The sequence below is a fragment of the Allofournierella massiliensis genome (genome assembly GCF_964241245.1).
Lineage (GTDB): Bacteria > Bacillota > Clostridia > Oscillospirales > Ruminococcaceae > Allofournierella > Allofournierella massiliensis.
On sequence record NZ_CAXSWZ010000027.1, the window covers coordinates 1 to 21,763 of the forward strand.

General features: G+C 63.4%; 21 protein-coding genes. 8 read left to right on the forward strand and 13 right to left on the reverse strand.

Annotated elements, in window-relative coordinates; genetic code table 11:
* Positions 1-126: 126 nt before the first annotated feature.
* Positions 127-1,011: a helix-turn-helix transcriptional regulator gene (locus ACESYO_RS12815; protein ID WP_058962636.1), complete on the reverse strand. Its 885-nt coding sequence runs from the start codon at positions 1,009-1,011 to the stop codon at positions 127-129.
* A 227-nt stretch (positions 1,012-1,238) separates the two neighbouring features.
* Here ACESYO_RS12815 and ACESYO_RS12820 point away from each other — a divergent pair, with 227 nt between their 5' ends.
* Positions 1,239-3,242, forward strand: coding sequence for an FAD-binding protein (locus tag ACESYO_RS12820; RefSeq protein ID WP_058962635.1), 2,004 nt, complete (start codon positions 1,239-1,241; stop codon positions 3,240-3,242).
* A 72-nt stretch (positions 3,243-3,314) separates the two neighbouring features.
* Here the strand turns inward: ACESYO_RS12820 and ACESYO_RS12825 are convergent, their stop codons facing one another.
* Positions 3,315-3,881 (reverse strand): hypothetical protein, encoded by a 567-nt coding sequence (locus tag ACESYO_RS12825; protein WP_058962634.1) that lies wholly within the window; start codon positions 3,879-3,881, stop codon positions 3,315-3,317.
* A gap of 25 nt (positions 3,882-3,906) precedes the next feature.
* Positions 3,907-4,128 carry a hypothetical protein gene (locus tag ACESYO_RS12830; protein WP_058962633.1) on the reverse strand — a complete coding sequence of 74 codons (222 nt, stop codon included), beginning with the start codon at positions 4,126-4,128 and terminating at the stop codon, positions 3,907-3,909.
* A gap of 157 nt (positions 4,129-4,285) precedes the next feature.
* On the opposite strand from ACESYO_RS12830, the gene ACESYO_RS12835 reads away from it, so the two are divergent.
* The 5 genes from ACESYO_RS12835 (at position 4,286) to ACESYO_RS12855 (ending at position 9,386) form a co-directional block, all read left to right on the forward strand.
* Entirely contained in the window at positions 4,286-5,584 is a 1,299-nt protein-coding gene (locus ACESYO_RS12835; RefSeq protein WP_058962632.1) for a M18 family aminopeptidase, read from the forward strand.
* Entirely contained in the window at positions 5,581-6,285 is a 705-nt protein-coding gene (locus tag ACESYO_RS12840) for a DNA alkylation repair protein (protein ID WP_058962631.1), read from the forward strand. The genes ACESYO_RS12835 and ACESYO_RS12840 overlap by 4 nt, the downstream gene beginning before the upstream one ends.
* The gene (gluQRS, locus tag ACESYO_RS12845; protein WP_058962630.1) at positions 6,278-7,219 is read left to right on the forward strand and encodes a tRNA glutamyl-Q(34) synthetase GluQRS; all 942 of its coding nucleotides are present in this window, start codon (positions 6,278-6,280) and stop codon (positions 7,217-7,219) included. The genes ACESYO_RS12840 and gluQRS overlap by 8 nt, the downstream gene beginning before the upstream one ends.
* A gap of 105 nt (positions 7,220-7,324) precedes the next feature.
* Positions 7,325-8,938, forward strand: a complete 1,614-nt coding sequence (locus ACESYO_RS12850; RefSeq protein WP_058962629.1) for a tetratricopeptide repeat protein — start codon at positions 7,325-7,327, stop codon at positions 8,936-8,938.
* 28 nt (positions 8,939-8,966) lie between these two features.
* Positions 8,967-9,386: a PaaI family thioesterase gene (locus tag ACESYO_RS12855; protein WP_058962628.1), complete on the forward strand. Its 420-nt coding sequence runs from the start codon at positions 8,967-8,969 to the stop codon at positions 9,384-9,386.
* An 82-nt stretch (positions 9,387-9,468) separates the two neighbouring features.
* Here the strand turns inward: ACESYO_RS12855 and fliB are convergent, their stop codons facing one another.
* The 10 genes from fliB to ACESYO_RS12905 form a co-directional block, all read right to left on the reverse strand.
* Complete coding sequence (gene fliB / locus ACESYO_RS12860) at positions 9,469-10,629, reverse strand: flagellin lysine-N-methylase (RefSeq protein WP_058962627.1); 1,161 nt, start codon at positions 10,627-10,629, stop codon at positions 9,469-9,471.
* Between the two features lie 7 nt (positions 10,630-10,636).
* Positions 10,637-12,178 carry a RecQ family ATP-dependent DNA helicase gene (locus ACESYO_RS12865; RefSeq protein ID WP_058962626.1) on the reverse strand — a complete coding sequence of 514 codons (1,542 nt, stop codon included), beginning with the start codon at positions 12,176-12,178 and terminating at the stop codon, positions 10,637-10,639.
* A gap of 141 nt (positions 12,179-12,319) precedes the next feature.
* Positions 12,320-12,646: a hypothetical protein gene (locus ACESYO_RS12870; protein ID WP_058962625.1), complete on the reverse strand. Its 327-nt coding sequence runs from the start codon at positions 12,644-12,646 to the stop codon at positions 12,320-12,322.
* A gap of 235 nt (positions 12,647-12,881) precedes the next feature.
* Positions 12,882-13,952 carry a type IV pilus twitching motility protein PilT gene (locus ACESYO_RS12875; protein WP_058962624.1) on the reverse strand — a complete coding sequence of 357 codons (1,071 nt, stop codon included), beginning with the start codon at positions 13,950-13,952 and terminating at the stop codon, positions 12,882-12,884.
* 58 nt (positions 13,953-14,010) lie between these two features.
* Positions 14,011-14,430: a hypothetical protein gene (locus tag ACESYO_RS12880; protein WP_058962623.1), complete on the reverse strand. Its 420-nt coding sequence runs from the start codon at positions 14,428-14,430 to the stop codon at positions 14,011-14,013.
* Positions 14,431-14,468: 38 nt separating this feature from the next.
* Positions 14,469-14,897 carry a hypothetical protein gene (locus tag ACESYO_RS12885; protein WP_058962622.1) on the reverse strand — a complete coding sequence of 143 codons (429 nt, stop codon included), beginning with the start codon at positions 14,895-14,897 and terminating at the stop codon, positions 14,469-14,471.
* A gap of 3 nt (positions 14,898-14,900) precedes the next feature.
* Positions 14,901-15,362: a DUF4860 domain-containing protein gene (locus ACESYO_RS12890; protein ID WP_058962621.1), complete on the reverse strand. Its 462-nt coding sequence runs from the start codon at positions 15,360-15,362 to the stop codon at positions 14,901-14,903.
* A gap of 26 nt (positions 15,363-15,388) precedes the next feature.
* Positions 15,389-15,718 (reverse strand): hypothetical protein, encoded by a 330-nt coding sequence (locus tag ACESYO_RS12895; protein ID WP_058962620.1) that lies wholly within the window; start codon positions 15,716-15,718, stop codon positions 15,389-15,391.
* Positions 15,719-15,741: 23 nt separating this feature from the next.
* On the reverse strand, positions 15,742-16,785 hold the full coding sequence (locus ACESYO_RS12900) for a type II secretion system F family protein (RefSeq protein WP_058962619.1): 1,044 nt from the start codon (positions 16,783-16,785) through the stop codon (positions 15,742-15,744).
* Between the two features lie 14 nt (positions 16,786-16,799).
* Positions 16,800-17,777 (reverse strand): transglutaminase-like domain-containing protein, encoded by a 978-nt coding sequence (locus tag ACESYO_RS12905; RefSeq protein ID WP_058962618.1) that lies wholly within the window; start codon positions 17,775-17,777, stop codon positions 16,800-16,802.
* Positions 17,778-18,118: 341 nt separating this feature from the next.
* Between ACESYO_RS12905 and ACESYO_RS12910 the strand changes: the two genes are divergently transcribed.
* On the forward strand, positions 18,119-19,861 hold the full coding sequence (locus tag ACESYO_RS12910) for an ABC transporter ATP-binding protein (protein ID WP_373210339.1): 1,743 nt from the start codon (positions 18,119-18,121) through the stop codon (positions 19,859-19,861).
* Complete coding sequence (locus tag ACESYO_RS12915; RefSeq protein WP_058962616.1) at positions 19,854-21,752, forward strand: ABC transporter ATP-binding protein; 1,899 nt, start codon at positions 19,854-19,856, stop codon at positions 21,750-21,752. Before ACESYO_RS12910 ends, ACESYO_RS12915 begins: the two co-directional genes overlap by 8 nt.
* The last annotated feature ends 11 nt before the right edge of the window (positions 21,753-21,763 follow it).

A 21,763-nucleotide genomic window follows, 5' to 3' on the forward strand; every position in this document is an offset into this window, starting at 1 on the left:
TTTACCAGCATTTTTATCCCCCCACACTATTATACCGCTTTCTTTTCCTCAATACGAGAAAAAGGCCACCTTTCGGTAACCTTTTTCGACAGGCTGTCACCCCGGCTTTTGCCGGGGTGTTTTTGTTCAGCTCTTTTTCTCGATGGCGCTGCGCTGCCCCTTCCGCCAGGCGGCGGGGGAGACGGCGAAGTACTGCCGGAATACATGGCTGAAGGCAGCGGCGCTGGTGTAGCCGTACTGCTCGGCCAGCTGCTGGATGGTGGCGCTGGAGCGGCAGAGCTCCCGCTCGGCCAGCTTGAGCCGGTAGAGGATAAGAAACCGGTTGGGCGAACAGTTCATGGCCTTCTGGAAGCATTTGTACAGATAGCTCTGAGAGACGTGCACCTCCTCGCAGAGCCGGTTCACCGTGAAATCGGCCGGCTCCATCCGGCGCAGCGCGTCGATACAGCGGTGCACCAGCTGGGCGCTGGGGTCTGCCAGCGCCCGCTCCAGCTCCGGGGCGGCGTTCAGCTGGCAGCGCAGCATGCCCAGCATCAGATGCTCCAGAATCAGGTGGGCGGTAAGGTGAGCGCCGGGTGCCTGCGGGTCCAGCTGGTCGATCAGATGATGGGCGGCCTGACGGTGGAATTCGTCCAGCACACCGGGCAGGCAGACCGGTGCGGAGCAGGCGAAGAGAGTGGCGAAATCCGTTTCCATGGCAGGATCCGCAAAATCGAAATAGGCGTAGCCGTATTCCATAGGCTGTTCGCCTTCGCCCGATGCGGTGTAGCGCACGAAGGGGGGCACGATGAGCACATCCCCGGGTGCCAGCAGAAACCGCAGCGCAGCGGATTCAAACCGCACCTGCCCATGGAACAGAAACACCAGCTTGTAGCTCACGCCCACGGTGGTTTTGGCCGGATGGGGCGGCGTGCTGCGAAACAGCCCCAGATGGCGGATGTCGAACCGGAAATTCTCCAGCGTTTCGCTCAGTGCGTCCCGCACGATGGGGTTGGGCCGGAAGGCCTGCATGAGCCATCACCTCCTTTTTCTTCTATCATAACAGGATATTGCCGCAGTTGGGAATGATTTTATTCGGTTTTGGGCCGAAAAGCGGATTGTGTTCAAAATTTAACAACTGATATAATCAAAGCACAGTCTGACGGCGGGAAGAACAGCGCCCGCCCAAAGACCGGCAAAACCGCGGGGCTCCAACAGCCGTCCCGCCCACAAACAGAAGGAACAACGGAGGAAACCAAATGAAACGCGTGATCGCAATGCTCATGGCGCTCTGCATGGCGGCCAGCCTGGCCGGCTGCGGCAGCACCCAGACCGCTTCGTCCGCCCCTGCTTCCAGCCAGGCTGCGTCCAGCCAGGCCCAGACCGAGGCGGAGTATGCTGCCACCGAGACCGCTGATGTGGTGATCATCGGCGCCGGCGGCGCGGGCCTGTCCGCCGCAAGTGAGGCCACCGCCAACGGCGCGGAGAAGGTCATCATTCTGGAGGTCACCGGCAAGACCGGCGGCTCGCTGAACTACACCAACGGCAGCATGGCCTGCGCCGAGAGCGTCATCCAGAAGGAGGACGGCGTGGAGGACAGCCAGGAGAGCTTCGTGCAGGACATCCTGAAGACCGGCAGCGACTTCGGCGGCAAGCCCAACGAGGCCATGGTGCGCGAGTTCGTGGCCGAGGACATCAATGCCTTCCAGTGGCTGTGGGACAACGGCCTGAGCGAGTATACCTTCAATACCGACGCTGAGGGCAAGCGCGCCGTGTTCGCTCCCGAGCACGCCCTGTACTCCATTCCCCGTACTTACAAGACCAAGGCCAAGGATACCGCCAACTACAAGTCCGCCGCCCACGAGGTGATGGACAAGGTGGTGAAGGCCAACGACAAGATCGAGATCGTTTACAACACCAAGGCCATCGAGCTGCTGGCCAACGATCAGGGCCAGGTGCTCAGCGTGGTGGGTGAGGATCAGAACACCGGTGATCTGACCCGTTTTGATGCCGCCAAGGGCATCATCGTGGCCACCGGCGGCTACTCCGCCAACTCCAAACTGATGGGCAAGTACGCCGAGAACGGCGCCGACTACCTGATCGGTGGCCCCGCCACCGCGGACGGCAACGGCCTGCTGCTGATGCAGAAGGTGGGCGCTGCCCTGAACGAGGAGAGCATGAGCTACATCCCCACCTTCCCCATGGGCCTGGAAAGCGCCGACAACCCCACCACCGGCACCATCGCCTCCACCTACACCTGGAAGGCCGGCGGCATCGTGGTGAACCAGAACGGCGAGCGCTTTGTGAACGAGTGCGAGTCCAATCCCTCCGTGCGTGAGGTGGCTCTGGAGGAGCAGCCCGGCGCCGTGCAGTACGACATCTACACCGACAAGATTCTGGAGGATCTGCGGGCCAACAAGGGCGCCGGTATGTATGACCTGATGTTCGGCAGCGAGGATTCCATGGGCCACCATGTGCTGCAGGAGGCCTCCAGCCTGGAGGAGCTGGCCGAGAAGATCGGCGTGCCTGCCGAGAACCTGATCGCCACCGTGGATGCCTACAACCAGAGCGTGGAAGAGGGCGGCACCGACGAGTTCGGCCGCAGCTACGACGACAGCCGCGACACCTACAAGCTGGCCGTGAACAAGATCGAGGGCGACCACTTCTACGCCGTGCCTCTGCACGCGCTGTGCGTCATGACCCTGGGCGGCATCACCACCAACGAGCAGATGCAGGTGCTGGACGAGAGCGGCAACGCCATCCCCGGCCTGTACGCCGCCGGTGAGGTTGTGGGCGGCATCTGGGGCAAGTTCGTGTCCGGCGGTACCGGCGTGATGGGCCCCATCACCTTCGGCCGCATCGCTGCCCAGAACGTGATGAAGGGCGAGCTGGCCACCGGCTACACCGTGAAGGCTGCCTCCAACATTCTGGACGAGGAGCTGTTCGTGAAGGAGAAGGCTGCCAGCGACAGCCTGTTCGATATGAGCAGCGCCACCCTGACCGACGGCGACTACACCGCCACCGTGGACGGCCAGGAAGGCCCCATGACCGTGGCCGTGACCATTGCGGACGGCAAGATTGCCTCTGTGGAAGTGACCGAGAACAAGGAGACCGAGGCCATCGCCGGCCCCGCGCTGGAGAAGGTGCCCGCCGCCATTGTGGAGAACAACTCTCTGGATGTGGACGGCGTTGCCGGTGCCACCCTGTCCTCCAACCGCATCAAGAAGGCGGTTGCCCAGTGCCTGGAGCAGGCCGCGGGCTGATCGCCATCTCATATTGATTGCACAAACAAAACAAGAGGAGCCGCCCGGCCGGGCGGCTCCTCTTGTTTTTGTTCAGCTTTCAGCGGTTTCGGTGAAGAGGACGGTGATTGCCACGCCGGTGTCACAGCCGCTGTCCTGAAAATTCTGCCAGTCGGTGGGCACCGGATCGGAGGATTCGTCCCAGCCCAGCCGGGCCAGCAGCGGAATCTCCACCCCGGGCTCGATCACCGATTCCCCGGTCAGGGAAGAATAGCTGCATGTGCCGGACTGGCTGGTCACATCCACCGGGCAATCGGTGCCGTAGCGGCAGGTACCATCCTCCGCAAGGGTGATGTACTCCACCTTGGTGCTGGTCACATGCACCCCGAAGCGGCCTTCGGAAGCTGCCGCGCCGGGGTAGAACTGGGCCTTTTCCCAGCTGCCGTCCCGGCAGACCCAGAAGTTCATAGTGATATCGTAGGCGCCGCCGTCGGTGCGGTATTCCCATAGGGTGAGCTCGTTGTCGGTGAGCTCCAGCACCTGCCGGGTCTCTTCGCTCACCGGGGCGGCGCGCAGCTGCATGGGGGCAAGGCCCTTTTCGCAGCCGCACAGCCCGGCGGCAAGGGTGAGGGACAGCATCAGCAGAAGAAGTTTTTTCATAACGGGAACCTTTCCGGCGTGCGGCTCAGTCTTTGTCCCTGGCCCAGAAACGGAAGAAGCTGGCCATCAGGGGAATGTAGGTGGCTGCAAACACCGCCCCGGCTGCGCCAATGGCAGGCCGCTGCCAGCGGCGGGGCAGCAGAATGCCGCAGATAAGCCCCACGGAGAACAGGCAGAATTTGACCAGCGCCAGCGTTTTCCAGCTGGAAGCACGGCAGTAATCGTCGGCAACACGGAACAGTTTCATATAAGGCACCTCCCAAAGGTTCGGATAAAACAGGCGGTCTTTCTACCCTGATTGTAACCAATTTGCCCGCCCTTGGCAAGGCTGCATTGACGGGCAGCGCCCCGCCGCCGTATAATCGAAAGCAGACAAAACGCTTTTTCAGAGAGGAATGACTGTTATGGCAATCCATCAGGATCTGTTTGCTTACATCGAAAAAAGCCCCACCCCCTTCCACGCGGTGGCCGAAAGTGCCCGGCGGCTGGAGGAGGCGGGTTTCGCACCCCTGACCGAGACCGAGAGCTGGAGCCTTGTGCCCGGCGGAAAATACTATGTGACCCGCAACCAGTCCAGCCTGATCGCCTTTGTGATGCCGCAGGCCGCAGGCGCGGGCTGGCGGATGAGCGCCGCCCACAGCGACAGCCCCTCCTTTAAGGTAAAGGGCGCGGGCCAGCAGGCGGGCTTCACCATGCTGAACACCGAGGGCTACGGCGGCATGATCCGCTCGGCTTGGCTGGACCGGCCGCTGGGCATCGCGGGCCGGGTGCTGGTAAAGACCGAAACCGGCGTGGAGAGCCGTCTGGTGGATCTGGCCGGCGTGAGCGCGGTGATTCCTCATCTGGCCATCCATTTCGACCGTACCGTGAACGACGGCCACAAGTATGACCTGAAAAAGGACATGCAGGCCATCTTTGCCGGGCCGGACAAAAATGCCTGCTACACCGATCTGCTGGCAAAGGCCGCGGGCTGTGCTGCCGGGGACATTCTGGGCACGGACGTACAGCTGTACTGCAAGGACAAGGGCCAGACCGTGGGCGGCGAGGAGGAGTTCCTGCTCTGCCCGCGGCTGGACGATCTGGGCTGTGCCTGGGCCACCCTGCGGGGCTTCCTGGGCGCACCGGCGGGCCGTCAGGGCCGGGTGTGGTGCCTGTTCGACAATGAGGAGGTGGGCAGCGGCACCCGGCAGGGTGCCTGCGGCAGCTTCTTGCCGGATGTGCTGGCCCGGGCCGGGCAGGCGCTGGGCGAGAGCGAGGCCGACCGCCGCCGTGCACTGGCAAACAGCCTGCTGCTCAGCGCGGACAACGGCCACGCCATCCACCCGAACTTTGCCGAGATGAGCGACCCGGCCAGCCCGGTGCGGGTGAACGGGGGCGTGGTGCTCAAGTTCAACGCCAGCCAGAAATACACCACCAACGGCGTGACCAGTGCGGTGTTCCACAGCCTGTGCGATGCGGCGCAGGTGCCGGTGCAGGAATACTACAACCGGCCCGATCTGCCCGGCGGCTCCACTCTGGGCAATCTGCTGGGCGCACAGGTGAGCGTGCCCATGGCGGACATCGGCCTGCCCCAGCTGGCCATGCACTCCTGCGTGGAGCTGACCGGCGCGAAGGACGCCCAGTGGCTGGCGGACGCCTGCGCCGCCTGGTTCCGTGCAGAGATTCGCTGCACCGGCGACGGCTGCTATCAGGTGGCCCTGTGACCGGCGAAACCCGGGCCCGGCTGGCTGCACAGGCAGACCCGGCCTACCGGGCGTTTCAACACAAGCTGATGCCCGGTGTGGAAAACTATCTGGGCGTGCGGCTGCCGCTGCTGCGCAAGGCTGCCGCCCGACTGGCAAAGGAGGACTGGCGCGCCGAGCTGGCCGCGCCGGACGAGACCTTTGAGGAAGTGCTGCTGCGGGGCATGCTCATCGGCAAGGCAAAAATGGACCTGGCCGAGCGGCTGGAGCTGGTGCGGCAGTTCGTGCCCTGCATCGACAACTGGGCGGTGTGCGACAGCTTCTGCGCCGGGCTGCGGGAAGCGAGAGTATACAAAGAGGAATATTTTAGCTTAATTCAACAATATACCGGTTCGGCGCGGGAGTTCGAGGCCCGGTTCGCGGCGGTGCTGCTGCTGACCCACTTCAACCGGCCTGAGGAACTGGAGCGCTGCTTTGCAGAGTATCAGCGCATCCGCCAGCCGGATTACTATGCCTGGATGGGTGTGGCCTGGGGCTACTCGGTGTTCGCGGTCACGGATTTTGACCGGACCATCGCCGCCATGGAGAGGGCAGAGCTCCCGGACGAGGTGTGGAACAAGGCCCTGCAGAAGATGCGGGAAAGCTACCGGATTACGCCGGAGCAGAAAGAGCGGGCGGCGCAGCTCAAGCGCGGCCAGAGGGGGAGAAAACAGCATGAGTGAAACCGGGCGGTTTGCCCCCAGCCCCTCCGGGCGGATGCATCTGGGGAATCTGATGTGCAGCCTGCTGGCCTGGCTGAGCGCCAGGCAGGCGGATGGCCGGGTGGTGCTGCGCATTGAGGATCTGGACAAAGCCCGCTGCCCCCGGGTGTATGCGGATCAGCTGGAAGCGGATCTTGCCTGGCTGGGCCTTGTGTGGGACGAGGGCGGCTCGAAAGGCGGGCCGGACGGCCCCTACTACCAGAGCCAGCGGGACGAAATCTATCTTTCTTATTTTGAAACACTGGAAAAGCAGGGCCTTGTGTATCCCTGCTTTTGCAGCCGTGCCCAGCTGCACGCCGCCAGCGCCCCCCACCGGGAGGACGGCACGCCGGTCTACCCGGGCACCTGCCGCCGGCTGACGGAGGCCCAGCGCCGGGAGAAGGCGGCACAGCGCAAGCCTGCCATGCGGCTGGTGGTGCCGGACGAGACGGTGGAATTTACCGACGGCCATCTGGGCCTTTATCGGGAGAACCTGAAAACCGACTGCGGCGATTTTGTGCTGCGCCGGTCGGACGGGGTGTTTGCCTACCAGCTGGCCGTGGTGGTGGATGACGCGCTGATGGGAGTCACCCAGGTGGTGCGGGGGGCGGATCTTTTGGAGAGCACCCCGCGCCAGCTGTATCTTTACCGGCTGCTGGGTCTGCCCGCGCCCCGGTTTTACCACCTGCCCCTGCTGCTGGCGTCGGACGGGCGACGGCTTTCCAAACGGGACGGGGATGTGAGCCTGGAGCAGCTGCAAAGCCGCTACACCGCACCCGAAATCATCGGGCGGCTGGCCTTTCTGGCCGGGCTTCTGGAAACGCCGGAGCCGGCCACGCCGCAGGAGCTGCTGGCGGTGTTCGACTGGGCAAAGGTGCCCCAGACCGACATCCGCCTGCCGGAAGGGCTGTTCTGACCCGGGACGGTGAAGGTGGCCTTTTGGGGCGAAAGGGTGTAAAATAAAACCATATCCCACAAGACACCGGGGCGGGCAGCGCCCCATACAAGCAAGGAGAACCAAATGATCTTGGATGCAAACGAACGGGAGCGGCTGGCCCGTCAGGCGCAGGAGCTGTTCCTGACCCAGCCCACCGATTATGCGGCGGCGGTGCCGGCGCTGCGTCAGGCGGCGGCGCTGGGCGACGTGTGGTGCCTGTGCACCCTGGGCTGGTGCTGCGAATTCGGTAAGGGCACCGAGCTGGATCTGCCCCAGGCGGCCTGGCTTTACCGGCAGGCGGCGGACAAGGGCTACCCGCCCGCCCAGTGCAATCTGGCGGTGCTGCACATCACCGGCAAGGGCATGGCGCCGGATCCGGCGCAGGGAGCCTACTGGCTGGAAAAGGCCGCGGCCCAGGGCTTTGCCCGGGCCCAGTACCTGCTGGGCACGCTGTATCAGGATGGCCGCGGTGTGGAGAAGGATCAGAAGCGTGCCGCCCGTCTGTTTGGCGACGCGGCCTTTCAGGGCTATGCCGCCGCCCAGTTCAGCCTGGGCGTATGCTACGAGCGGGGCCGGGGCGTGGAACGCAATTTTGAGACTGCGCTGCACCAGTACCAGCTGGCGGCGGCGCAGGGCCACATTGCCGCGGTGTACAACGCGGGCTATTTTTACGAGATGGGCCTTGGCACCGACCGGGACCCGGTGAAGGCGGCGCAGATGTATGCCCGGGCGGCCGAGGCCGGCGATTCCGACGGCCAGTGCAGCCTTGCCTGGTGCTACGACACCGGCACCGGCGTGGAGAAGGATCCCCGCAAGGCGGTGGAGCTGTATCAGAAGGCGGTGGATCAGGGCCATCTGCGGGCCATGCACAATCTTGCCTGGTGCTATCGGATGGGTCAGCCCGGCGCGGACGGGCCGGACCGGAAGGAAAAGGCGGTGGAGCTGTTCCGCCGTGCGGCCAGTCAGGGCTACATGAGCTCGGTGTGTGATTTGGGCATCTGTTATCAGGAGGGCTGGGGCGTGCCCCAGGATCTGGACAAGGCGCTGGAGCTTTACCGGCAGGCGGCCGGGCGGGGCCTTGCCAAGGCCATGAACTGCCTGGGCGAGTGCTACTGGCGGGGCGAAGGCGTGGAGCTGAACCTGCAGACTGCACTGGAATGGTTTGAAAAGGGCGCAGCCGGCGGCAATCCGGAAGCCCAGTTCAATGCGGCCTGGTTCCTGGATGAGGGGCTGGCCGGTGAGGCGGATCACGCCCGGGCGGTGAAGTGGTACGAGGCCCTGCTCAAGCAGACCCTGCCCGAGCGGGAGTGCTGGCGCAACGGCGTGAACAATCTGGGCGAGTGCTACCGCTATGGCCGGGGCGTGGAAAAGAATCTGGATATGGCGGAAAAGCTCTACCGGCTTGCGGGCGAGAGCGGCAACGACATGGCCTGGTTCAACCTGGGCGAGATGTACCATCAGGAAAAGGGCGACCCGGTGGCCGCGGCGGGTTATTACCGCATCGGCGTGGAAAAATGCGCCGAGGGCGGCGACTGTGCGCTGGCGCTGGCCCTGCTGTATGAGAGCGGTCAGGGCGTGGAGCGAAATGAGGACAGAGCGGTGGAGCTGGCCCGGCTGGCGCTGAAGCGGGCCGGGGGCGACGAGCAGGTAATCCGGGACGCCACCGCCCTGCTGGATCGGCAGGGCGCCCAGCACTGAGGCGCCAACAGCAAAGGAGCGAAAATCAATGAATAAGGAAGAAATGCTGGCGTTTGCCCGCGCCCGGCTGAAGCCGGTGACCTGCCTGGATCAGGTGGAGGTGCTGGCCTGTGAGCCGGGGTTGGCCCGGATTCAGGCCCCGGTGACCGACCACGCGAAAAACGCCTTCGGCAATGCCCACGGCGGCTGGCTGTATACCCTGTGCGACAGCTGCAGTGGTCTGGCTGCCTGCGCGGGCGGGTATGCCCATGTGACGCTGCAGGCCAGCATGAACTATCTGGCGGCGGGCCGCCCCGGCGATCTGCTCACCGTGGAGGCGGTGAGCGAGCATGCCGGCCGCAGCACCTGCGTGAACCGAGTGACCATCACCAATCAGGAGGGCAGGCTGCTGGCCACCGCCAGCTTCACCATGTTCCGGCTGGAGGAGAAGGTTCCGGGGCTGGGCTGAGCACCGTCTTGCGTTATTTGACGTAAGAAAAGAGCATCGGTTTGTGCCAGAAGTGGCCAACCGATGCTCTTTTTTGTTGGGTTTAAAAGTGCAGGCCCAGCAGCCCGCCGATCACAAGGCCGGGCGCGGCCCAGTCCGCCTGCCAGAAGGCCTCATCCACCGCACGCAGATTGTCCGGCGCATACTCGATTTCCCGGGAATAGTCCTTTGCGGCGAGGATCAGCGCGGCGCGTGACTCGGCGGCATCTTCGCCCGCCAGCAGCGGGATCAGCAGCGCCGCCGCGATGGCATGCAGCGGGCCGCACAGGGCATCCCCCTGCCGGGCGGCGGGCAGAAAATAGCGGTAGAGCATGTAGTGGGCTGCGTTCGCCGCCGCCTGCTCCTGCTCCGGGCTTTCCCACAAGGGGCGGGCCAGCCGGTGGGGCAGCGCCTTGCGCAAAGCGGCCAGCCGCTCCGGCCAGTGGGCATGGTTGGGGGATAGGCTCTCCAGCATCTCCAACAGCGGGACAAGAAATTCCGAAAGGTCTGCTTCGGGAATGGCTTCGGTGAGCTGATCGATCAACCCCGGCCAGCCGGTCTGGTCGCCGTAAAACGCCGCCAGTGCAAGGGCCGCATCCGCCACCAGCCGGGTTTCGGTGCAGCCTTCGGCGGCTGCCTGCTGTGGCGCGGCGTCCATCCAGTGCTGCAGATCCTGCCCCAGGGCAGCCAGCAGCGCCAGCCGGTGGGCAAGGGGCAGGGAGGGCTCCGCAAGAATGGAGAAGGCGGCCTCGCGCACCGCCCGCAGCCCGGCCAGCAGCTCCGGGTCCAGTTCGGTGTCGGGGTCCGGGGCTTCCGGCGTTTCGCGGCAGAGCAGCCGGGGCGGGGCGGAGAAGAGGATCAGCCGGGCGGCTTCCTCACAGCTCAGACCCAAGCCGCTTTCCTTTTCCGTTCCGAACCAGTTGTGGAACCGGGGGTGCTGGTCGCAGATGGCGCAGAGGTGGCTTTCGCCCAGCTGACGGTAGATGTCGCACAGGTTCTCTTCGTTCAGAAAGGGGCAGCGGCCGCTTTTGGTCAGGGCGAAAAAGGGCGGGTCGCCGGGCTGGATGGCCGCCCGCAGCCGGTCGCCAAAGGCGCCGGGCTGGGACTGGTAATCCGCCAGCGCGGCCGGGTCGATGCCGATCTCCCAGCCGATGCAGCAGTTGTCGGTGCAGCGGGAGGCGATGCACCGGAACCGGTCGTAATAGTCGGGTACGGTGAGCCGCATGGGGTCCTCACTCCTTTTCAAAGGTGTTCAGCAGGTCCAGGAATTCCTCGCCGTACTGTTCGCATTTGCGCACGCCCACGCCGGGCACCTCCAGCAGCTGCTCCCGGGTCTTTGGCAGATGGGCGCACATGGCCCGCAGGGTGGCGTCGGTGAATACCACGAAGGCGGGCACGCCCGCCTGCCGGGCCAGCTTGAGCCGCAGGTCCTTCAGCTGCTGCAGATGATCCGCATTCAGGTCCTTTTCCTCGATGGCCTTCAGTTTTGCCGCGTTCTTCGCCGCCAGCTTCACCACCGAGGCTCGCTGCAGGTCGGGCCGGCAGACCGAGCAGGCGCCGCAGCCCTCGCGGCCGGTGCGCTGGCCGAAGTATTTTAAAATCTCGCCCCGCAAACAGTAGCGGCTGTGGCAGTAAAAGGTCATCTGGCGCAGCCGGTCCTTCTGGCGCAGAATCTGGGTTTCCACCTCCTCCGGGCTGGCCCCGGTGGCGGGTTCGCTGTTGTCGATGAGAAAATTGCCGGTGCGCACGTCCCCGGCGGAGTAGAGCAGGATGCAGTCCGCGTCCTGACCGTCCCGCCCGGCGCGGCCCGCCTCCTGATAATAGCTTTCCAGATCCAGCGGCATGTTGTAGTGGATGACGAAGTTCACGTTGGATTTGTCGATGCCCATGCCGAAGGCGTTGGTGGCCACCATCACCCGCACCTGATCAAACAGAAAGGCCTCCTGACTGCGCTGGCGCTCCTCCGGGGGCATGCCCGCATGGTAGCGGGCCACCGGGATGTTCTGGCCGTCCAGCTTTTCATACACCTCGTCCACCTTTTTGCGGGTGGAGCAGTACACGATGCCGGTGGCCTGGGGCCGGTCGTTCAGGTAGGCCAGCAGGCAGGGGAACTTCTCCCGCTCCTCCATCCGCTGCACCTCGAAAAACAGGTTGGGCCGGTCGAAGCCGGTGGTCAGCTCCAGCGGCTGGCGAAGGGCCAGCAGCTGGCGGATGTCGTCCTTCACCCGCTGGGTGGCGGTGGCGGTGAAGGCCCCCACCGGCGGGCGCTGGTTCAGCTGGTCCACAAACTGGCGGATCTGCAGGTAGCTGGGCCGGAAGTCCTGCCCCCACTGGGAGACGCAGTGGGCCTCGTCCACACACAGCAGCGAGATCTGCACACTGTGGGAAAACCGCAGAAAGCCCGGGGTTAGCAGCCGCTCCGGGGCCACATACACGATCTTGTACATGCCGTCGCAGGCGTTGGCCAGCGCCTTGCGGCACTGGTTCTCGGTGAGGGAGGAGTTGATGTAGGCCGCCCGCACGCCCATCTGGATCAGCGCCTGCACCTGATCCTGCATCAGGCTGATCAGCGGGCTGACCACCACGGTGATGCCGGGCAAAAGCAGCGCCGGCAGCTGGTAGCAGATGGATTTGCCCGCGCCGGTGGGCATCACCGCCAGCACGTCCCGGCCGGCGAGCAGAGCCTCCACCACCTCCTGCTGGCCGGGGCGGAAGGCATCGTAGCCGAAAATATCCTTCAATGTCCGGTGCACCCGGACTTGCTCCTGATTCATGAAAACACCTCAGTTGGGGATGAGTTAAAACGTTCGGAATCTATTATAGCAGATTTTGCGATGGAGCGGGCACAGGCAAAAGGGCCGCTGATGGTTCAGCGGCCCTTTTGTCATGGTTCGTATGAAATGGGGAGAAAAAGGTCAGTTCAGGCTGGCCCAGTCCCGGCGCAGGAACAGCCAGGTGATCACGGGAACCAGCAGGCTGCCCACCAGCGACATGAGGATGGACACCAGCAGGCCGGGCTGGCCCAGGCTGCCCAGCACAGCCACAAAGAAGGAAACCACACAGCAGCAGCACATCAGGGTGAAGCCCGCCTTCTTTTTGGCAAACAGCACCATGCACAGGCCGGCCAGGGAAACAATGGCCACGATCACGGAGGGCCAGCGGCCGAAGCAGGCGTTCATCACGGTGGTGGCGGCGCAGAGCACCAGAGCAAACCAGAGCCAGATCTTGGTGGAAGTTTTCATGTTACATTCTCCTTTTCTTATGCAGGGCCCCGGGGCGGGGCCGGTAGTGGGCACGGCGTGGGGAAAGTCCGCCGTGCGATTGATTTATCTGACATAGTCAAGTATATTCATAATACCTGATAAAGTCAACTAATTTTTTCGGAAAAGAACTGATTTGAACACAGGGGAGGACGATTGTGCAAAAATGGCGCAAAAAAGCCCCCGTTCCCGAAGGAATGGGGGCAAAATGATGGATTTACAGCATGGACAGCGCTGCCAGACGCTTTTCCATGGCTTCGTAATAGATGGAATGGGTAAGAGCGGTGTCCCGGGTGATGCGGCCCTGCTGGTAAAGGCGCAAAAGGCTTGTGTCCATGGTGCACATGCCCTCGGCGGAGCCGGCCTGAATGGCGGCGTCCAGCTGGTGGGATTTTGCTTCCCGGATCATGTTCTTGATGGCCGGGTTGGTGTACATCACTTCAAAGGCCACGGTCTGGCCGCCGTCCACCGTGGGAACCAGCTGCTGGCTGATTACCGCCTGCAGCACCATGGAAAGCTGAATGCGCACCTGATGCTGCTGGCTGGCGGGGAAGGAGTCCACGATGCGGTCCACGGTGCTGGCTGCGCCGGTGGTGTGCAGGGTGGAGAAGAGCAGCTGGCCGGTCTCGGCGGCGGTCATGGCCACCTCGATGGTTTCATGGTCCCGCATCTCGCCCAGCAGAATCACATCCGGGCTTTCTCGCAGTGCACTGCGCAGCGCCCGCACATAGCTGGGGCTGTCGCTGCCGATCTCCCGCTGGGTCACGATGCACTTCTGGTGCCGGTGGATGTATTCGATGGGGTCCTCCATGGTGATGATGTGACCCTCCCGGTTGCGGTTGATGGAGTCGATCAGGCAGGCCAGTGTGGTGGATTTGCCGCTGCCCGCAGGCCCGGTGACCAGCACCAGCCCCTTCAGCTTTTTCGCCGCGGCCATCACCTGCTCCGGAATGCCCAGTGCATCCGGGTCGGGCAGGCCGAACTGGATCACCCGCAGCACCACCGCAAGGCTGCCGCGCTGGTGCAGCACGTTGGCCCGGAAGCGGCCCAGATGGGGAATGGCGAAGGAGAAGTCATCGTCCGCGTCCTCGGCGGCGCAGCGGTTCACGTCCCGCCCGCACAGCGCGTAGATGCCTTCCACCAGATGGGCGGTGTCGGCGGGGGTGAGCATCTCGTCCTCCCGCAGTTGGCGGCCGTTGACCTTATAGGTCAGCGGAAGGCCGGCCACCACAAAAATATCCGATGCCCGCACCTCAATGGCGCGGCGCAGAACAACTTCCATCTCCATAAAACAAACCTCCTGTTTGAACCGGGGGATTTTTCAAATGTTCCGAAAATCATGCGGGTCAGAAGCTGCCGTCCCACAGCTGGGGGCCGGTGTCAAAATCCCGCTGCTGGCCGTACTGCCAGCGGGTCAGGGTATAACGGCCGGGGCCCTGCGGCGTGGGAAGCGCGGCAATGGTCAGGGTGCGGCCCTCCTCGCCGGTGAGGGTCACGGTGATTGCGCCGCCCTCGCCGGTCTGGCCCAGAGCGGCGGCATCCTGCCCGGCGGCAAGGGCAGCATCCAGCCGGGCCAGCCACTGCTGGCCCTCGTTTTCCAGCACGGCGTCCTGGGAAAAGCGCTCCAGCGATTTTTCCGCCAGCGAAAGATCCGCCTGCGCCGTGGTGAAGGAAAGCACGGCCAGCACGGCCAGGCACACCGCGGTCAGCGCGATCAGCAGGGTGAGCGCGCCGGTGCGGATGGGGGGAACGGTATGACGCTCCACGCAAACTACCTCCTTACAAAACAGGCTTCGGCGGCCGTTCAGGCCCCGGGCAGATAATGGTCGAACGTGCCCTCATACAGCGGCTGACCGCCGCTGTCGGCAAGGCGCAGGGTGAGCCGGGCCATCTGCCCGGCGTCGGAGGATGTCTGCTCCAGTGTAAGCTCCAGAAAATAGGCCCCGATGGGGTCAGGCAGGCCCTGTGCATCCACGGTCAGGGAAACCGGCTGGCCGTCGGCGGGCGGCTCCGAAATGCCTGCCAGCTGCCAGAACTGCTCCGCAGAATCGCTGGCGTAAAAGCTTTCGCTCACGTTCTGGGCAATCTGCTGGGCCGCGGTGAGCGCTTCGGCCTGAGCCGAACGCATCCGGGCGGCGGCGAACAGCCGCACCAGCACGGCGCTGAGGGCCAGCACAAAGAGGGTGAGCAGCAGCGCCTCAACAAAGAACGCGGTGTTTTTGCGGTGTTTCATGGTTCATTCTCCCTTTTCACAGCGCAGAGCCACCCGTGCGGTGCCCTGATCCGTGGTCAGCACAAGCAGCCGTTGCTGCAGCTGCGCGTCGAACCGGGTGCAGGCGCACACAGGCTGGGCGTTTTCCGGCGAGGGCTCGCTGCCAGAAGGGGCGTATTCCTCCACCAGCTGCTCCTGCCACAGATAAATCCGGGTCTCGTATCCGCTGTCCGGCTCCGCCAGCACCAGCATCACGCCCTCCGGCCCGTCCTCCAGCCGCAGGCTGTTTTCCGCGTCGGCGGCGCGCACGCTGGTGGTGAGATAACGCAGGCTGGCCCGGGCGGCGTTGTTGGCAGTCATGGACCGGGTCACGCCGCCGTAAAGGCCGCTGCCCAGAGCCATCAGGCCCAGCACGCAGGCCAGCATCAGCCCGAACAGGGCCATGGCCAGCACCGGCGCCAGACGGCCGGGGTCCTTGTGTTCCATCCCTCAACTCTCCTTTCCCGGGCGCTTCAGGCCCGTTCCAGCACGTTTACCTGGGGCATCAGGTTGGAGGCAAAGGCCTCGTAGGTAACGATAAAACGGTCGTGGTTTACCAACAGGCCGTAGTTTTCTTCCAGATAATCCAGGCTGGCGGGGTAGCTGCCCTCCACCGCGTAGCACTGCACTGCGGCCTGCAGCACCGCCTGCCGCAGCGCCTGGGCGCTGGCAGTGTCCAGATCGCGGCCCACCTGCCGGGAACCCAGCATCAGGCCCAGCGCGGCCAGCACCAGCACCGCCAGCAGCACGGCGGCGGTAATCAGCCGGGCGCGCAGGGAAAGCACCCGCTTGATGTGATACATCCAAACCCCTCCCTATGTATGGTTCAGCCGATGGAGCCCAGAATGCCGATGAGCGGCAGCATCACGGCCAGCAGGGTCACGCCTACCGCCAGCGTGAGGAAGGCGGCCAGAATGGGCTCGATGGAATCGATCAGCGCATCCATGGCGGCCTGCGCATCCTGGGTGAACAGCTGGCTCAGCCGGGCCAGCACCGTGTCGGCCTGGCCGCTGCGGGCGCCGCTGATGAGCATGCGGCCATACAGCGGCTCGAATACCTTCTGCTCGAACAGCGCGGTGGAAAGACCCTTGCCCTTCTGCATTTCCTCATGGCAGGCCTGCAGCTGGGCGCGCAGCCCCTGATGCTCCACCATGTCGCTGGCGGCGGTGAGGGCGGTGTCCGCGTCCACGCCGCTGGCAAGGAACAGGGAAAGGGCGCTGGCCAGCCGGGCCACCGCCAGCTTGCGGGCGGCGGAGGCGGTGAAGGGCACCACCTCAAACATCCGGGCCAGCCGGTGGGCGCCGGATGTGCTGCGGCTGAGGATCAGCCCGGCTGCCAGCGCGGCGGCCAGCAGCAGGGTAACCGCCAGCGCGGCCCAGCCCACCACATAGGCAAAGCGGATGTAGCCGTAGGAGGAGCCGGCCAGGCTTCCGGCCAGGCTCTGGTATACGCCGGTGAACACCGGCAGCACCTTGGCCACCAGCACCGCCAGAATCACAGCGGTAAGCCCCAGCAGCACGCCGGGGTAGAACACCGCGCTTTTCAGTTTTTTCTGCAGCTGGTCCTGGCTGGCATAGTGCCGGGCCAGGCTGCGCAGTACGCCGTCGGTGCGGCCGCTCACCTCGCCCGCGGCAATCATGCGCACCGCGTAGTCCGGGAACATGCCGCAGGTCTTGGCTGCCTGGGAAAGGCTCTCGCCCAGCAGCAGGGATTTCTGCATGGAGCGGGCCGCCTGCTGCAGCTGGCCGGCGCCGCTGTCCTCCGCAAGCAGGGCCGCGGCCTCGTCCGGCTGGATGCCGGCCTCCAGCATCATGGCCATGGATTCACAAAACGCGCTCACAGCCAGGCTGTTCAGTTCATTCTTTGCCATTGTGTCTGCCTCCCTCAGTAGGTGCGGAAATCGGTGTAGTTGCTGCCGTCGCCAATGTACTGGCTGCCGGCGCCCCCGGCGGCGAAGGTGGTGTCCACCCGGTTCCAGACCCCGGGCTTCACCTCGAATTCCACGGTGATCCAGCCGGTTTCCTCCAGCCAGATCATGTTCCATGCGTGGTACAGATCGTTCGGGGCCACATAGCCGGTGATCAGCTTGGTGGGAATGCCCTGACTGCGCAGCATGGCGGCGGCCAGCGCCGCGTAGTCCACGCAGATGCCCTTGCCGGTGGCAAGGGTCTCGTCCGGGTCGGGGTAGTAATCGGTGCCGATGCTCTCGGCCTTGGGGGTGTCGTAGTCGATGTTCGTTACAATGTAATCGTAGATGCGGCCCACCGCGTCCACCGTGTCGGCTGCGCCGGCGGTGAGCTCGGAGGCCTTGGCCACACAGGCCGAGTCCGGCGTGTAGGGGATATAGATGCTGGGCCGCAAAAAGGGTGCGAAGTCGTCCTCCAGCGCGGCGGTCACGGTCTGGCGGCTCAGGTAGGCGTATTTGTCGCCGGAAATGTTCTGGCAGACCGCCAGTTCGTAATCCCCGCTGCCCAACTGCAGCGGGATGATGGCGGGCGAGCCGTCCGCAGGCATCAGATAGGAATACTGGCTGGGTACGCCGCCGGTGTCGCCCTGATAGGTGAGCAGGAATTTGATCTTGCCCGGCTGACTGGTACGCACTGCCACATAACCCTGGGCAAGATGGCTGGTGTCCCACAGAACGTCGTTGTCGGTCTGGGCGGCGGCTTCATCAAAGGTGGCGGTCAGCGGCTCGGGGGCCACAAATCCGCCGCCCTCGGACTGGACGGGGGCAGCGGCGCTGGGGGCCGCGTTCTGGGCAATGCTCTCGATCTGCTGGGATGGCGGCGCGGAGCCGCAGCCCGCGCACAGCGTCAGCGCCAGTGCCGCGGCAGCCAGCCGGCAGCGTTTGGGCAGCTTCAAGCGGCACCCCTCCTTTTGCAAAAAAAAACGTTTAGTCTTATTATAAAAATACAGTTTGGGATTGTAAAGAGCGGCAGGGCCTGCCGGGGTGGACAATAGTGCAAAAAAGAGAAAAAATCCAGTGCAAATTGGCGAAATTTCATAAAAGCCCGCGGATTTTCTGTTGACAGTCTCCTATTATAGTAGGTATAATAAGGGCAAGTAAGCCAAAAGCGTAAGCCCGGCAGCGGCCTGGACTTGCGCTCTTTTTATCGCCCGCACACTGTTTGCGCGCGCAAGCAATGGGCGGGGGGCGGCATAAGCCGCCTTTGGGAAAAGGAACAGGAGGAGTGAAAAAAGGTATGTACAAACAACTCGCGCGATCCATCCGGGAATACAAGGGCGTGTCCATCAAGGCGCCGATCTTTGTGTCCCTTGAGGTGCTGATGGAATGCATTATTCCCTTTGTGATCGCCCAGCTGGTAAACCAGATCAAGGCAGGCTGCAGCTTCGGTACCATTCTGCAGTACGGTGCGGTGCTGCTGGCCATGGCCGCCCTTTCGCTGTTTTTCGGCGTGCTGGCGGGCAAGTATGCGGCCACCGCTTCCTGCGGCTTTGCCCGCAACCTGCGCAAGGATATGTTCTACAGAATTCAGGACTATTCCTTCCAGAACATCGACAAATTTTCCACCTCGTCTCTGGTCACCCGTCTGACCACCGACATCACCAACGTGCAGATGGCCTACATGATGATCGTGCGTGCCGCCATCCGCTGCCCGCTGATGCTGATCTTCTCGTTCACCATGGCCTTTGTGATGGGCGGGCGCATGGCGCAGATCTTTTTGCTGGTGGCCCCCATTCTGGGCATCGGCCTGTTCTGCGTCATCCGCACCGTAATGCCCCTGTTCAAGCGGGTGTTTAAAAAGTACGACGCGCTGAACAATTCCATTCAGGAAAACGTGCAGGGCATGCGGGTGGTCAAGTCCTATGTGCGGGAGGACTACGAGAAGAAGTTCGCCGCCGCGGCCGAGGATGTGTGCCGGGACTTCACCCAGGCGGAAAAGATTCTGGCCTTCAACAACCCTCTGATGCAGTTCAGCCTGTATGTGGTAATGATCTTCGTGCTGTCCTTCGGGTCCTACACCATCATCACCACCCGGGGCCTTGCGCTGGACGTGGGCCAGTTCTCTGCTCTGCTGACCTACAGCTTCCAGATTCTGAGCAGCCTGATGATGTTCTCCATGGTGTTTGTGATGATTACCATGGCCAGCGAGTCGGCCCACCGTATTCTGGAGGTCATTCAGGAGGAGAGCACCCTGAAAAGCCCCGAGAACGGCCTCACCGAAGTGGCAGACGGCTCCATCGACTTTGACCATGTGAGCTTCCGCTACTCCGAGCATGCGGAGCGCATGGCCCTGACCGACATTGATCTGCACATCAAAAGCGGCGAGACCATCGGTATCATCGGCGGCACCGGTTCTTCCAAGTCCTCGCTAATCCAGCTGGTCAGCCGCCTGTACGACGCCACCGAGGGCTGCGTGAAGGTGGGCGGCCACGACGTGCGGGACTACGACCTGGAGGCGCTGCGCAACCAGGTGGCTGTGGTGCTGCAGAAGAACGTGCTGTTCAGCGGTACCATCAAGGAAAACCTGCGCTGGGGCAACAAGAATGCCACCGACGCCGAGCTGGAGGAGGCCTGCCGCCTGGCACAGGCGGATGAGTTCATCCAGCGCTTCCCCGAAAAATACGACACCTACATCGAGCAGGGCGGCTCCAACGTGTCCGGCGGCCAGAAGCAGCGGCTGTGCATTGCCCGGGCTCTTCTGAAAAAGCCGAAAATCCTGATTCTGGACGACTCCACCAGCGCGGTGGACACCAAGACCGATGCCCTGATCCGCAAGGCCTTCCGGGAATTCATCCCCGAGACCACCAAGATCATCATTGCCCAGCGCACCTCCTCGGTGGAGGATGCGGACCGCATTCTGGTGCTGGACGGCGGCGCCATCAGCGCCATCGGTACCCACAAGGAGCTGCTCGAGACCAGCGAAATCTATCGTGAGGTCTATACCTCGCAGAACAAGGCAGGAGGGCAGGAGAATGCATAACAACCCGACGATCAGCAAGCAGGGCACCCTGCTGCGCATTTTTAAAACGCTGTTTTCCTTCTATCCGGTCATGATGCCGGTGGTGGTGTGCTGCATTCTGTTCAGCGCCATCATCAGCTCCATCCCCTCGGTATTCATGCAGAAGGTCATTGCGGTGATCGAGGCCAACTGGCAGAGCGGCGACTGGGCCGCGGCCTCCGGCCAGATCATGGGTCTGGTGAGCGTTCTGGTGGTCATGTATCTGCTGGCGCTCATCTCCGCCTTTACATATACCCGGATGATGGCCATCATCACCCAGGGTTTTCTGAAAAAGCTGCGGGTCAAGATGTTCAGCGGTATGCAGGATCTGCCCATCCGCTACTTCGACACCAACAACCACGGCGATATCATGAGCTACTACACCAATGATATCGATACCCTGCGGCAGCTGGTTTCCCAGAGCTTCCCCCAGATCACCATTACCCTGGTTACCATGACCAGCGTGACCTGCATCATGCTGTACTACAGCCTGTGGATGACCCTTGTGGTGGTGGCCGGTGTGGCGGTCATGGCCTGGCTGACCAAAAAGGTGGGCGGCAACTCCGCCCGCTTCTTCCTGCGCCAGCAGGAGGCCATCGGCGCCATGGAAGGCTACGTGGAAGAGATGATGAACGGCCAGAAGGTGGTCAAGGTGTTCTGCCATGAGGAAGAGGCCAAGGCCGACTTCGACAAGCGCAACGACGCCCTGTTCGCCGCTTCGGAAAGCGCCAACAAGTTTGCCAACATTCTGGGCCCCATCCTGAACAACATGGGCAATGTGATCTATGTGATCGTGGCTGTGGCCGGCGGCTTCCTGCTCATGGCCGGCGTACCCAATGTGAGCATTTCCGGCCTGGCACTGAGCATCAGCATCGTGGTGCCCTTTTTGAACATGACCAAGCAGTTCGCTGGCAGCATCATGCAGGTGTCCCAGCAGATCAACGCGGTGGTCATGGGCCTGGCGGGCGCCCAGCGTATCTTCACCCTGCTGGATGAAAAGCCCGAGGAGGACAACGGTTATGTGACGCTGGTGAACGCGAAGGAAAACGCGGACGGCAGCCTCTCCGAGTGCGCCGAGCGCACCAACGTGTGGGCCTGGAAGCATCCCCACAGCGACGGCACCGTCACCTACACCCGTCTGCGGGGCGATGTGCGCCTGTTCGACGTGGACTTCGGCTACACCCCGAACAAGACCGTGCTGCACGACGTGACCCTGTATGCCGAGGCGGGCCAGAAGGTGGCCTTTGTGGGCGCTACCGGCGCGGGCAAGACCACCATCACCAACCTGATCAACCGGTTCTACGACATTGCGGACGGCAAGATCCGCTACGACGGCATCAACATCAACAAGATCAAAAAGGCCGACCTGCGCCGCAGCATGGGCATCGTGCTGCAGGACACCAACCTGTTTACCGGCACTGTGATGGACAATATCCGCTACGGCAATCTGGATGCCTCCGATGAGGAGTGCAAGGCTGCCGCCCTGCTGGCGGGCGCCCATGACTTTATCACCCGCCTGCCGGAGGGTTATAACACCATGCTCACCAGCAACGGCGCGAACCTGTCTCAGGGCCAGCGGCAGCTGCTGGCCATCGCCCGGGCCGCGGTGGCAGACCCGCCGGTTATGATCATGGACGAGGCCACCAGCAGCATCGACACCCGCACCGAGGCCATTGTGCAGCGGGGCATGGACGCCCTGATGACCGGCCGTACCGTATTCGTGATCGCCCACCGGCTTTCCACCGTAAAGAACGCCGATGTGATCATGGTGCTGGAGCAGGGCCGCATCATCGAGCGCGGCAACCACGAGCAGCTGATCGCCCAGAAGGGCAAGTACTACCAGCTGTACACCGGCGCGTTCGAGCTGGAATAACCCCGTAATCC